Origin of the sequence: Micromonospora sp. DT15 (assembly GCF_049841475.1) — a bacterium.
GTDB lineage: Bacteria > Actinomycetota > Actinomycetes > Mycobacteriales > Micromonosporaceae > Micromonospora.
Genome location: NZ_JBNCKJ010000008.1, coordinates 329,670 through 341,706, shown reverse-complemented (window position 1 = coordinate 341,706; position 12,037 = coordinate 329,670). Strand labels below are relative to the sequence as shown.

The window sequence follows — 12,037 nt, the reverse complement described above, 5'->3', positions numbered from 1 at the left end:
CAAGCGCGCGCCAACCCACCAGCGGACCAGCGATGAACACCCATACCCGCTGGCTGCGGGATAGGTCACTTGCTGACAACCCGGGTACTGTAGCCCTCCACAGTGTTGGAGGTCACACCCAGGTGGCACCGTGTCGCGATGATCTTCGTCGCTGTGTTATGAAACGAAATCTGATATAGGGCCCGATCCATGCAAAGAAGGCCGCATCCCCAGCAGGGGACGCGGCCTACGCAGCGGAACTGGTCAGCGGCCGACCGGCCACACCATCCGCACCTCGGTGCCGATGCCCTCGTCGACCGGGCGCACCTGGAGGTCCTCGACGAAACCGGCGAGCAGCGCGAAGCCGACGCCGGTGGTGAGCGCCTCATCGGTCAGCGACTCGTTGGCCAGCTCGTCCGGCGGCAGCGCGGTCAGACCGATACCCGCCTCGATCGGCGCCCGGTCCACCACCCGCACGGCGTACGAGCCACCGTCGGACATCTCGACCAGCACCGGGTCGGCCAGGCCGTACTGCCGGTGCAGGGCCACCGCGCGGGTGCACGCCTCACCGATGGCCAGGCGCACCTCGTCCAGCAGGTCCTCCCGCACCCCGGCCCGCCGGGCAACGGCGACGCCGACCAGGCGGGCGGTGCGCACGTGCACCGGAGCGGGCGAAAAGGAGAGCTTGACTGTCGCCATCACGCGTCGGCGCCCGCCGAGTCGGCGCTGACCGCCGCGTCGACCGTCGGATGCAGCGGAAACACCTGGTCCAGCGCGGTGATCCGGAAGATCTTGAGCAGCGGCTCCTTGTCGCAGACCAGCGCGAACGAACCGCTGGCCGAGCGGAGCCGCTTGAGCGCGCCGACCAGCACGCCCAGCCCGGTCGAGTCGAGGAAGTCCACCCGACCGAGGTCCACCACCACGTGACGGGCGCCACCGTCGATCAGTTCGAGGAGTCGCTCACGGAGCCGGGGCGCGGTGTAGACGTCCACCTCACCACCGACCTCGAGCACCGTGTGCTCGCCCACGGTGCGGGTCGCCAGTGACAGCTCCATCGGTCCTCCTCGCCAGAGCCGTAAACTCTCGTGGGCATCTAACCACTACCGCCGGGGCGGCCTGCGGACGCCAGCGGAGGCTTCCCCTTACCCCGGTGTCCGACTTTTCATCTCCGAACACCAGTGCGAGAGTGCAGGGCGTGACCTCCAACGACTTCAGCTCCGCGCGCGGCACGCCGCGCCACGACCTGGAGTCGTCGTCCGCGGCCACCGTATCCGCTGCTCCCGGCACCGGGCCAGCGCCCGCCGACCTGCTGCGCCGGCTACGCGCCCGAGGCGCCGCCGACCCGGTCACCCACGTCGAGCGGGTGCCGGCCCGCGCCGGGGTGCCCGCGCCGTGGCCGTCGTGGGCACCGGCGGAGTTGCGCGCGGCGTTCACCCGACGCGGCGTGGTCGCGCCGTGGCAGCACCAGGCCGAGGCTGCCAACCTGGCGTACGAAGGCCAGCACGTCGTCGTCGCCACCGGCACCGCGTCCGGCAAGTCACTGGCGTACCAACTGCCCGCCCTGGCCACCCTGCTCGCCGACCCCCGGGCCACGGTGCTCTACCTGGCACCGACCAAGGCCCTCGCCGCGGACCAGTTGCGCGCCGTCTCCGCGCTGGAGCTGGAAGGGGTACGCCCCGCCTGCTACGACGGGGACACTCCGCGCACCGAGCGGGAGTGGATCCGGCGGCACTCCCGGTTCGTGCTGACCAACCCGGACATGCTGCACCACGGCATCCTGCCCGGGCACGCCCAGTGGTCCGGCTTCCTGCGCCGACTCGCGTACGTGGTGATCGACGAGTGCCACACGTACCGGGGCGTGTTCGGCTCGCACGTCGCGCACGTGCTGCGTCGGCTGCGCCGGCAGTGCGCCCGGTTCGGGGCCACCCCGGTGTTCGTGCTCGCCTCGGCGACGTCCGGTGACCCGGCCACCGCGGCGGGGCGTCTGACCGGGCTGCCGGTGACGGCGGTCACCGAGGACGCCTCCCCCCGCGGCGGAGTCACCTTCGCGCTCTGGGAACCGCCGCTGCTGCCACCCGACTCGTCGGCCTCGACCCCGGTGCCGCCGCAGGCGACGGGCGAACACGACGAGCTCCACCAGGTCCGCCGGTCGGCGCTGCGCGAGACCGCGGACCTGCTCGCCGACACGGTCGCCGAGGGGGTGCGCACCCTCGCCTTCGTCCGCTCCCGCAAGGGCGCCGAGGTGGTGGCCACCAACGCGCGTCGAGCGCTGGACGACGCGGTTCCAGGGCTCGGCGACCGGGTGGCCGCCTACCGGGGCGGCTACCTGCGGGAGGAGCGGCGCGAGCTGGAACGGGCGCTGCTGCACGGCGACCTACTCGGCCTGGCCTCCACCAACGCGCTGGAGCTGGGCGTGGACCTGGTCGGGCTCGACGCGGTGCTGATCTGCGGCTACCCGGGCACCCGGGCGTCGCTGTGGCAGCAGGCGGGCCGCGCCGGGCGTTCCGGGCAGGAGGCCCTCGCGGTGCTGGTGGCCCGGGACGACCCTCTGGACACCTACCTGGTGCACCACCCGGAGGCGATCTTCGGCGCTCCGGTGGAGGCGACGGTGCTCGACCCGGCCAACCCGTACGTGCTGGCACCGCAGCTGGCCTGCGCCGCGGTGGAGGCGCCGCTCACACCCGCCGACCTGGCGCTCTTCGGCGAGGGGGCGAAGGAGGCGGTCGACGAGCTGGTCGCGGCGGGGGCGCTGCGGCAGCGGCCCACCGGTTGGTACTGGCGGCACCGCGAGCGGCCAGAGGTGGACCTGCGCGGCGAGGGCGGCGCCCCGGTCGCGGTGGTGGAGTCGTCGACCGGCCGGCTGCTCGGCACTGTCGACGGCGGCTCGTCGCACTTTCTGCTGCATTCCGGCGCGGTCTACCTGCACCAGGGCGTCTCGTACGTGGTCGACCATCTGGACCTGGCCGACGGTTGCGCGCTGGTACGCGCCGAGGAACCGGACTGGTCCACTCACGCCCGCGACGTCACCGACCTGTCGGTGGTGTCGGTGCGCTCCTACGTGGACGCCGGCCCGGTGGGCATGTTCCTCGGTGAGGTGGATGTGACCAGTCAGGTGGTGTCGTACCAGCGGCGGCGGATCGCCACCGGCGAGGTGATCGACACCCGGCCGCTGGACCTGCCCGCCCGGGAGCTTCGCACGGTGGCGGTCTGGTTCACCCTGTCACCGCAGTCGTTGGCCCTCGCCGGGGTCCAGCCGGCCGACGTGCCGGGTGCGCTGCACGCCGCCGAACACGCCGCGATCGGCCTGCTGCCGCTGATGGCCACCTGCGACCGGTGGGACATCGGCGGGCTCTCCACCGCCCTGCACCCCGACACCGAGGCGCCGACCGTCTTCGTCTACGACGGGCATCCGGGTGGCGCCGGGTTCGCCGAGCGGGCGTACGGGACGGCGGCGGCGTGGCTGCGGGCCACCCGGGACGCGATCGCGGAGTGCGGCTGTGAGGCCGGTTGCCCGTCCTGCGTGCAGTCACCGAAATGCGGCAACGGCAACAACCCCCTCTCCAAACCGGACGCGATCCGGGTGCTCGACGTGGTGTTGGCGAACCTGCCGGACTGAGCGGCTTGCATGAATCGGCCTGGCACGGGGCACAATGGTGTGGGAGCGCTTCCATCGATGCCCATGTTGCCGACCGCCCCCGTGCCCGAGGAGAAGCCGTGGCCGACACCATCGCCGAAACCGTCGACCTGCTCTACACCATCGACCAGGACAATCTCACCCTCGACCAGCAGATCGCGCTGGGGTCGGCACTGGCCGCCCTGGCCCAGGCGGAACGGCTGGAACAGATCAACGAGCGGCTGCGCGGCATCCACCAGGTGCTGAACACCGCGGCGCTGCGGGCCGCGAACTCCGTCGACAGTCGCTGACGTCCTTCGGAGTGGTCCTGCCCGGGCACCAGTGACCACTCCGTGCTGGGTAGTCGTCCGACGACCTCGACGGCTACCCAGCAGCAGCTGAACAAGGGCGGCAGGGACGCGACGGTTGTCGGGCTGTGCGAGACTCCGGCGCACCAACCCCGGAGGAGTACACATGCAGCTCGACAACTTGCAGGGCCAGCACCAGTTCCACATCCGCCAGCGACTGCGCATGATGGTCAACCAGTACGAGGTCCGGGCGGTCGCCCCCGACGGCACCGAAGGTGAGCTGCTGGCGTTCGCGCAGCAGAAGCGGCTCGCCTTCAAGGAGCAGGTGACCATCTACACGGATGACTCCAAGCAGCAGCCTCTGCTCGGCTTCAAGGCCCGCCAGCGCATCGACCTCGGCGCCACGTACGACGTCACCGACGCGGCCGGCAACCCGATCGGGCTGTTCCGCAAGGACTTCGCCCAGTCGCTGCTGCGCTCCACCTGGCACGTCGAGCAGGCCGGTCTGCCGCAGGTGACGGGCCAGGAGCGGAGCATGCCGGTGGCACTGCTGCGTCGATTCGTCGACTCGCTGTCCTGGCTGCCGTACCACTTCGACTTCACCGCAGGCGGTCAGCCGGTCTTCACTGTGGTCAAGAAGTGGGGCCTGCGCGACAAGTACGTCGTCGAGGTGCAGAACCCGCAGATCGACCGTCGCCTGGTCATCGCGATGGCCGTCGCCCTCGACGCGCTCCAGGCCCGCTGACACACCCGGCCCGGGCCACGGCAGCGCGGCGACCCTCCACGGTCGCCGTAGCGGCCACCCAATCCTCGGCGGCCGGCCGGGACCTGGACCTCAACCAGTCCCGGCCGGCGGGCCGCGGCACCTGACCCCCTGCCCCCGGATGTGGTCCGCTCCCCCTTTGGAGCTGATGTCGTAAACGCATCACGCCCGGCGTCGTAAACGATTCAGCTCCGTAGCGCTCACCAGTCCCGAGTGCCTTGGCAATCCGGCAAGCCACAGGCCAGCCCTCCTCGCGCTACGTCTGGCACTGCGGCGATGGTGAGCAGAGACGCCGCCGGTCAGGCGGGCAACCACCCGGCTCAACCACGTACCGGGCCGGCGCGGGCGCTCGCCGCAGCCACCCGGGTCAGGCCGGGTAGTGGCGTGAACGCCACCTCGACCGTCACCAGCACGTCCATCCCGTCGAGGCGACAGCCGACCAGCCGGCCGTCGTTGCGACCGGCGAGGTCGGATGCGGACGCGCACGCCGCGGCGTCGCCGTCGAGCACCCGCGCCGCCCCGGCCAGCGCGCCGAGGTCGGCAGCTACCGCCGCCCGCTGGCTCGCCATTCCGGCGGCGACGATGGCGGCGCCGAACGTCCCGAACACCACGAAGACGAGCCCCATCGCCAGCAGCAGGACCGTAGCGCCACCTCGCTGCCGGTCCGGCCGGCCGTCAACGTGCTCCCCGGAAGCCGGTGGGTGACCGGCGCGGGGTGACTGATCCCTTCGCACTACCAACTCCCCTCGTGAGCGCCCGGTTCGACGGCGGCGACTGCGGTGGCGACCACGGTGATCCGCGGTAGCCGGCCGCCCAACGTCCGGACGGGTGCCCGTACCGTCGCCCGCACCCGGTCGCCGTCGACGGACACGGAAACCGCCGCGCCCGGCGGCGCCGCGCTGTCACCCGCCGCGCCGCCGTCCGCGCCCCGGGCGGCGGCGAGCGCAGCCTCCCGGGCCGCGTGCAGGCAACCCGCCTGTGCGCTGACGGCGTTGACAGCGGTCAGGCCGGCCAGCAGGAGCAGGAGCAGCGCCGGCAGGCCGGCCGCCAGTTCGGCGGTGAAGGACCCCCGGTCCCCGCCAACGGTCCGCGAAAGGACGCGAAGTCTCCGCCCGCCGCGTGCCGCCGGCCCGGGAACGCTCGAACCTGGATCGCGGCCGGCCTGCCGGCGCTCGATCACTTCAGTGCCCGGTCGATGACGGCGGTCAGTGCCGACTGGACGTTGCCGGAGGTCAGCACCTTCAACAGGATCCCGGCGAAGGCGACCGCGGCGAGGGTGCCCACGGCGTACTCGGCCGTGTTCATTCCGGCATCGCCGCGCAGGCGGGCGATGAGTTTGCGCATGACTGTTTCCCTTCTCGATGGGTCAGAGCACGTCGCCGAGAACGGCGACGATCACCGGCACGAGTCCGGCGAGAATGAAGGCCGGCAGGAAGCAGAGCCCCAGCGGCAGGACGATGAGCACACCCGCCCGGCGGGCCGATGCCTCGGCAGCGGTGGCCCGGTCGGCGCGCAGGTCGTCGGCGAGCCGGGTCAGTGCGCCGGCCAGGGCGGCACCACTGTTTGCCGACCGCAACGCCGCTGCGGTCAGGCGCTCCGCGCCGGGCACTCCGTCCAGCGCGGACCATGCCTCTGCTGGGCCACCACCGAGCAGCAGCGTGCGGCCGACCCGGGCCAGCCGGCCGGCGAGCGGCCCGTCCAGTGCCTCGGCGACGGCCAGTACCGAGCGATCCACCGGGGCGCCCGCCCGCATCGCCGCGGCCAGCAGATCGGCGGCGAGCGGTAGGTCGGCGGCCTCCTGCTGCCGCCGCCGACGCACAGCGGGCGACTCGATCCGCCGCATCAGGACGTCGAGCAGGAACGCGGCAGGGATAGCGCCGAGCAACCCGAGCCAGCCCTCGACGACGATGGCCACGGCCAGCCCAGCCAGCACCGCCACGAGCCGGATCACGTCCGGTCGCCGCCTGGCTGGGCCTTGGGCGGTCATCCAGCCCGCCCCGGTGCCGCGCCCAGCCGTTCCGCCCAGAGGAGGCCCACTACCTGAAGGGCGACCGCGACAACCGCGCTGGCGCCGCCGACAGTGCTGTGCAGGAGCACCGCCATGGGGTCGACGCCGATGCCGTACCCCAGCCCGATCCCGCCAACCGGCAGGGCCGCCAGTAGCCAGGCAGTGGCCCGGGCACCGGCTGCCTGGGCCGCCGCTGCGGCCAGACCCCGGTCGGTCGCCCGTGCGTCCGCCTCGATCCGCTCCAGAAGCTCCGCCAGCGGCGCACCGGTCCCGTCGGCCAAGCGCACCGCCGCCGAGGCCAGCTGACGTAGGCGGCTCCCCCCGTCACTCCCGACGGCCGTGACGTCGAGCACGTGTGGGACGGGCAGGCCGGCCCGCAGGTCCGCCGCGAGGCCGCAGAGCTGGTCCAGCCCACGTCGTCTGTCCCGCTCGGCGCTCCGGTTCACTCGCCAACGCAGCGCGGCGCGCACGGCCAGCGTGCCGTACCCGGCCATCGCGACCGCAGCCACCGGACCGCCGACCACGGCACCCACCCCGCCGCCAAGCAGACCGACCACCGGCAGCACGCGGGTCGTCGATCGCGAGATGCGCACCGACGGAGGCGTACCCGGCCTTCTCCCGGTCGCGCCGACGCGCCCGTGGGCGCGGCAATCGACGATCGCGCACCCGTCGGACGCCGCCTCGGCGGACGCGCCGCCTCGACAGCCGGTGTCCAGGTCGCCGTGCCCGTCTGCGGTTGCCGGGCCGGAGACGTCGTTCCGACCGGCCGTGTCCACGCCGCTGACACCGATCGTGATCGTGGCCGCCGACGCGCCCGGCTGCCGTTCGGCGTCGAGCATCGCGGGGGCCACCCCCGGGCGGGCGGTGCCGGTCGGGCGCCGGAGATCCCGCCGGGCCGGTGGGCGCGTCGGCCCCTCCGGACGTGTGAACCCGTCTGCCGCTCCCGGCCACCTCGGGCTGCGGGTGACGTCCCGGTCGGGCCAGCCGAGTGCCGTCCGTCTTTCGTTGGCACCCACGGTGGCACCCGACTCGCCCGCGATGCCGACCGGATGACCCGTGGTCGGAGCAGCTCCGGTGCCGTCGACCGGCCCGTCCGGCGTACGACCGAGTTCCCTGATCCACTGCACCAGGGCGTCATCCGGATCAACACGGCCGGACATCCGCTCCGGTGCCAGCACGCGACGGCGACGGGACCGAATGCTCCGCACGGGCCACGCCACCAGGGCAGCGGAGACAAGGAGCAGCGCCGCAACCAGCATCGTCTCGGCGGTCATGCCGGACCCGCCGATCCGGGCCATGGTTCGCTGAGGATGGGTGGCACCGCCACCCCGCGCTCCCGCAGCAGCGCCCCGAGGGCACGGGCGGCGAGCCCGAGCCCGCTGCCGCGCACCCAGGCGGGCACCACCGTCACCATGCGTTCGGGCCCCTCGGGCAGCAGCAGGCAGACCGACTCCAGGACGCGACCCCGGTCGCCGCGTCGTACCTGGAACAGCACCTGCAACGCGGCGGCCACCTGGGCGTGCAGCGCGGCGCGAGGCAGCCCACCCAACATGCCGAGGGCCTCCAACCGGGCCGGCACGTCCGACGGTGTGTTGGCGTGCAGGGTGCCCGCGCCCCCGTCATGGCCGGTGTTGAGCGCGGCCAGCAGGTCGACCACCTCACCGCCCCGGCACTCCCCGACGACCAGCCGGTCCGGGCGCATCCGCAACGCCTGCCGGACCAGGTCCGCCAGGCTGACCACGCCCGTCCCCTCCACATTGGCGGTACGTGCCTGGAGCCCCACCACGTGCGGATGCCCCGGACGCAGCTCGGCGGCGTCCTCCACCAGCACGATCCGTTCGGTGGCCGGCACCATCCCCAGCAGGGTGTTGAGCAGGGTCGTCTTGCCCGACCCGGTGCCCCCGGTCACCAGGTACGCCAGTCGGGCCGCCACAACTGCGGCGAGCAGTGGTGCCAGCGGTCGCGGCACGGTCCCCTGGCGCACCAACTCGTCGAGGGTGAACGGCCGATGCCGGAAGGTCCGCAGCGAGAGGTAGGGACCTTCGGTCGCCACCGGCGGCAGCACGGCGTGCAGTCGGGTGCCGTCAGGTAGCCGCGCGTCCGCGTACGGGGAGCCGTCGTCGAGCCGCCGCCCCGCGCTGGCGATCAGCCGCTGCGCCAATCGACGGACGTCCTCCACCGAGCCCACCGGGACGGCGACCTGGTGCAACCCCGACCCGCGGTCGACCCAGACCCGGACGCCGTTGACGAGGACGTCGGTGACCTCCGGGTCGGCGAGCAGCGGCGCCAACGGCCCGGCGCCGACCAGGTCGTCGCGCACCCGGTCGGCGATCCGCAGCATGGCGGTGTCGCCGAGCACTGCGGCGGCGGGTTCGGCCCGTACCGCGGAGACGATGGCCGCCGCGGTGACCGGGGTGGCGGCGGCGGCGATCCGCTGCCGTACCCGGGCGGCGAGCGTGCCGTCCTCCGGCCCGGCGGTCACGCCGCACCCGCAGCCGGCGCGCCGGTGAGGTCGGTGACGATCCGTTGGCAGAGCACGGCGAGTGGGCCCTTGCCCCCGGCGGCCGGCGCCTCGCCCCGTTCCAGCCGACGGCAGAGCTCCGGCTCGGGGCGCAGCGTGCCGGCCAGGGGGAGGCCCAGCGCTCGTGCCACCTCGGACGCCCGCAACCGCCCGGGTGCGGGGCCGCGCACCACCACCGAGAGTGCAGCGCAGTGCGGGGCGGCCGCGGCCACCACCCGAGTGGCCGCCGCGGTGGCACGCAACTCGGCCGGCACGACGACGAACGCCTGGTCGGCGGCTTGCAGCGCCACCACAGCCGCATCGTCCAACTGTCGGGGCAGGTCGATCACCACGAAGTCGCGCCCACGCCGGGCCGCGTCGACTGTCGCCGCCATCGCCGTCACCGGCAGCGGCAGCATCTCGCCGCGGTCCCAGGAGAGCACCACGAGGTCACCCCGGCTGGGCAGGGCCTGCACCAGCGCCGGGGCGTCCACCCGACCGTCTGCGCTGGTGAGCGACGGCCAGCGCAGGCCTTCCAACTGCTCCCAGCCCAGCACGAGGTCGAGGCCACCACCGAGCGGGTCGGCGTCGACCAGGAGGGTGCGCAACCGGGCCCGGGCAGCGGTCACCGCCAGACCACCGGCGAACACACTCGCGCCCGCCCCACCCCGACCACCGAGGACCGCGACGACACGGGCGCCGACGCCGGCCGGACGATCCGGATGATGTTCGGCGAACCGATCCACCAACCACGGCTCTGCGGCCGGCAGCGTGGCGACATGCTCGGCCCCGATCAGCTCGGCGATCTGCCAGCCAGGGTCGAGCTGACCAGCCCGGCCGAGCAGCACCAGCCGAGGGCGCTGCGGCAACCGGGCGCGCAGGCAGGCCTGCGCCTGGTCGGCGCCGAGCAGCACCAGGGGCGCGGGAAGCCATCGGGTGCGGGCAGCCGCTGGGTCGCGGGCGAGTTCCACCTCCGTGCCGCCGACGGCGGCGAGCCGGAGCACATCGTCGAGCAGGTCGTCGTCGCCGGTGACGACCAGCGGGAGCCGGCGGATCGGCGGAACCGTGGTACGGGGTGGCATCGCGGCCTCCAGCGGTCGGGCTCTGGTATGCCGCCGACAGTGCTCGGAATCCACCCCACGAGCCGTCCCGATGTCGTCGCCTGTGGACAACCTGGTGGCCTGTGGAAAACCGCCGCCGAGACAGTTGATCTGCTACGGGCGCGGGCATCGCCGCAGCTACGGGCGCTACGGGGAAAACAGCGAGGCCGCTCCCGGAAAGAGCGGCCCCGCAGGTCGCGGTCAGCCGACCCGGTCGGTCCAGCCGGCATCGAGGATCACCTGGTACGAGCTGATCCGCACCGGCGACAGCGTCAACCGCTCATCGGCGAGCAGTTCGCCCGTCGTCGGATCGAAGACCAGAAGAGATTGCGCGTCGTGTTCGCGGTCGTCGAAGGTGACGGCGACCCCGGTCCGACCGGCACGGTCCGTGACCTGCCCCCGCCAGCGGAAGCCGGGCACGTCGGCGAGGACCCGCAGGACCGCCGCTCGGGTCGCACGCGGCACGACGTACCGGCCGTAGAGTGCGCTGACCTGCTTGCTCGCCGCCCCTGCGCCGTATTCGACCTTCAGCAGCTCCCGTAGCTCGGTCGGGACGGCCGACGGCGGCCTGAGTTCCTGCGGCGGCAGCGGGATCATGGTCGGAGCAGGGGTGCCCTCGACCGCCGGACGCGAATCGAAGGCTCGCTGCCAGTAGTCCCGGGACTCCTGGTCGGGGTACTGCGGCTCCAACTGGGTGTTGATCTGACTGCCGGTCCCGTCTGCGGCCTGCCAGACCTTGGAGGCCCCGGCGAAGGCGACATGGTGGCGACCGTCGGCGGAGGTCATCACCGGATCGCCCCACACCTTCGTGTGGTGATACATGTAGCGGCCGCGCTGGTGGTCGTACGCCGCATCTTTGATCTTGTCGGCCAGCATGCGCAGCTGCGGGCCGGCGGCCGGCGGATCCGCGTCGAACTGGTACGCGACCGGCACGAGCACCAACCCCGCCGCGTTTCCAGGCCCGCCCGGGGCCTCCGGTGCGCGCCTGCCGAGCGGCTGGAGCACCGCCACGGCACCGGCCGCGACCGCCAGCGTCCCGGCCGTCAGGACCAGCCGGCGGGTCGGGTGTACGCGACGACGCCCGGCGACCGTCTCGGTAGCGCTGGCGCGGTCGATGAGCTCGCGCGCCGAGACCGGCGGTGGCCCGACGGCGGCGTTGCGGGCCGGGTCGGCCGGGCCGAGAAGAGTACGGGTTCGCTCTGCTCCGAACATCACAGATCCTCTCGAAGGGTCGCCAACACCGGTCGACGCCCGGTCTGCGCAGGCCGGGCCGACATCGCTTCGGCAAGGCGACGGCGGGCGCGATGCAGGCGCACTGCGGCGGTCGCCCCCGTGCAACCGAGAACCTTGGCCGCCTCGGCCACCGTCAGCTCCTCCCAGCCGACCAGCCGGAGAATCTCCTGGTCGAGATCGTTGAGGTCGGCCAGCGCGGTCCAGATGTCGGCGACCCCGACGTTCGTGTCGGCACCCGACGATCCGGCCAGTCGCTCAAGGTCGACATCGGTGATCGGGAGGAGGTCAGGTGCGCCGCGTCGCGACCGCCACTGGTTCGCCAGAAGGCGTCGGGCCACCCCGTACAGCCAGGGCAGGCTGCGCTCCGGCACCTCGGCGCGACGACGCCAGGCGACGACGAAGACCTCCTGGGCAAGCTCCGCCGAGGCATCCCGGTCAGCGAGCCGACGCAGGCCGTACCGAACTATGTGCTCGTACTCGGCGGCGTAGAGACTGGTGAACCAGCCCTCGTCCCGCTTCTTCGGTGGACCCAC

General features: G+C 73.1%; 14 protein-coding genes. 3 read left to right on the top strand and 11 right to left on the bottom strand.

All coding sequences use genetic code 11. The annotated features are described in order from the left end of the window. Positions 1 to 243: 243 nt before the first annotated feature. Together ACLQ3F_RS20080 and ACLQ3F_RS20075 are read right to left on the bottom strand one after the other, a co-directional pair. Entirely contained in the window at positions 244 to 681 is a 438-nt protein-coding gene (locus ACLQ3F_RS20080) for an ATP-binding protein (protein WP_030334228.1), read from the bottom strand. After that, positions 678 to 1,034, bottom strand: coding sequence for an STAS domain-containing protein (locus ACLQ3F_RS20075; RefSeq protein ID WP_355004901.1), 357 nt, complete (start codon positions 1,032 to 1,034; stop codon positions 678 to 680). The genes ACLQ3F_RS20080 and ACLQ3F_RS20075 overlap by 4 nt, the downstream gene beginning before the upstream one ends. A 131-nt stretch (positions 1,035 to 1,165) precedes the next feature. On the opposite strand from ACLQ3F_RS20075, the gene ACLQ3F_RS20070 reads away from it, so the two are divergent. The 3 genes from ACLQ3F_RS20070 (at position 1,166) to ACLQ3F_RS20060 (ending at position 4,645) form a co-directional block, all read left to right on the top strand. Next, on the top strand, positions 1,166 to 3,595 hold the full coding sequence (locus ACLQ3F_RS20070; protein ID WP_425850706.1) for a DEAD/DEAH box helicase: 2,430 nt from the start codon (positions 1,166 to 1,168) through the stop codon (positions 3,593 to 3,595). Between the two features lie 98 nt (positions 3,596 to 3,693). Further along, on the top strand, positions 3,694 to 3,903 hold the full coding sequence (locus tag ACLQ3F_RS20065) for a hypothetical protein (RefSeq protein ID WP_357198402.1): 210 nt from the start codon (positions 3,694 to 3,696) through the stop codon (positions 3,901 to 3,903). 163 nt (positions 3,904 to 4,066) lie between these two features. Then, the gene (locus ACLQ3F_RS20060; RefSeq protein ID WP_238668797.1) at positions 4,067 to 4,645 is read left to right on the top strand and encodes a hypothetical protein; all 579 of its coding nucleotides are present in this window, start codon (positions 4,067 to 4,069) and stop codon (positions 4,643 to 4,645) included. Positions 4,646 to 4,983: 338 nt separating this feature from the next. On the opposite strand, the gene ACLQ3F_RS20055 is transcribed toward ACLQ3F_RS20060, so the two are convergent. The 9 genes from ACLQ3F_RS20055 to ACLQ3F_RS20015 all read right to left on the bottom strand — a co-directional run bounded on the left by ACLQ3F_RS20055 (position 4,984) and on the right by ACLQ3F_RS20015 (position 12,037). Further along, positions 4,984 to 5,397, bottom strand: coding sequence for an Rv3654c family TadE-like protein (locus ACLQ3F_RS20055; protein WP_425850703.1), 414 nt, complete (start codon positions 5,395 to 5,397; stop codon positions 4,984 to 4,986). Beyond that, entirely contained in the window at positions 5,397 to 5,714 is a 318-nt protein-coding gene (locus ACLQ3F_RS20050) for a TadE family type IV pilus minor pilin (protein ID WP_425850755.1), read from the bottom strand. Before ACLQ3F_RS20050 ends, ACLQ3F_RS20055 begins: the two co-directional genes overlap by 1 nt. 125 nt (positions 5,715 to 5,839) lie before the next feature. Continuing rightward, entirely contained in the window at positions 5,840 to 6,007 is a 168-nt protein-coding gene (locus ACLQ3F_RS20045) for a DUF4244 domain-containing protein (protein WP_081883916.1), read from the bottom strand. 22 nt (positions 6,008 to 6,029) lie between these two features. Beyond that, on the bottom strand, positions 6,030 to 6,650 hold the full coding sequence (locus ACLQ3F_RS20040) for a type II secretion system F family protein (protein WP_425850700.1): 621 nt from the start codon (positions 6,648 to 6,650) through the stop codon (positions 6,030 to 6,032). Beyond that, positions 6,647 to 7,945: a hypothetical protein gene (locus ACLQ3F_RS20035; RefSeq protein ID WP_425850698.1), complete on the bottom strand. Its 1,299-nt coding sequence runs from the start codon at positions 7,943 to 7,945 to the stop codon at positions 6,647 to 6,649. Before ACLQ3F_RS20035 ends, ACLQ3F_RS20040 begins: the two co-directional genes overlap by 4 nt. Continuing rightward, entirely contained in the window at positions 7,942 to 9,153 is a 1,212-nt protein-coding gene (locus tag ACLQ3F_RS20030) for a TadA family conjugal transfer-associated ATPase (RefSeq protein WP_425850695.1), read from the bottom strand. Before ACLQ3F_RS20030 ends, ACLQ3F_RS20035 begins: the two co-directional genes overlap by 4 nt. Then, positions 9,150 to 10,253 (bottom strand): septum site-determining protein Ssd, encoded by a 1,104-nt coding sequence (ssd, locus tag ACLQ3F_RS20025; protein ID WP_357223739.1) that lies wholly within the window; start codon positions 10,251 to 10,253, stop codon positions 9,150 to 9,152. Before ssd ends, ACLQ3F_RS20030 begins: the two co-directional genes overlap by 4 nt. A gap of 219 nt (positions 10,254 to 10,472) precedes the next feature. Beyond that, positions 10,473 to 11,483 (bottom strand): CU044_5270 family protein, encoded by a 1,011-nt coding sequence (locus tag ACLQ3F_RS20020; protein WP_425850692.1) that lies wholly within the window; start codon positions 11,481 to 11,483, stop codon positions 10,473 to 10,475. Continuing rightward, positions 11,483 to 12,037, bottom strand: coding sequence for an RNA polymerase sigma factor (locus ACLQ3F_RS20015; RefSeq protein WP_425850689.1), 555 nt, complete (start codon positions 12,035 to 12,037; stop codon positions 11,483 to 11,485). The genes ACLQ3F_RS20020 and ACLQ3F_RS20015 overlap by 1 nt, the downstream gene beginning before the upstream one ends.

Bases quoted from the DNA above. Each gene is read 5' to 3' on its own strand.
- ACLQ3F_RS20075 (WP_355004901.1), bottom strand. From the start codon at position 1,034: ATGGAGCTGTCACTGGCGACCCGCACCGTGGGCGAGCACACGGTGCTC.
- ACLQ3F_RS20060 (WP_238668797.1), top strand. From the start codon at position 4,067: ATGCAGCTCGACAACTTGCAGGGCCAGCACCAGTTCCACATCCGCCAG.
- ACLQ3F_RS20045 (WP_081883916.1), bottom strand. From the start codon at position 6,007: ATGCGCAAACTCATCGCCCGCCTGCGCGGCGATGCCGGAATGAACACG.
- ACLQ3F_RS20040 (WP_425850700.1), bottom strand. From the start codon at position 6,650: ATGACCGCCCAAGGCCCAGCCAGGCGGCGACCGGACGTGATCCGGCTC.
- ACLQ3F_RS20035 (WP_425850698.1), bottom strand. From the start codon at position 7,945: ATGACCGCCGAGACGATGCTGGTTGCGGCGCTGCTCCTTGTCTCCGCT.
- ssd (WP_357223739.1), bottom strand. From the start codon at position 10,253: ATGCCACCCCGTACCACGGTTCCGCCGATCCGCCGGCTCCCGCTGGTC.
- ACLQ3F_RS20020 (WP_425850692.1), bottom strand. From the start codon at position 11,483: ATGTTCGGAGCAGAGCGAACCCGTACTCTTCTCGGCCCGGCCGACCCG.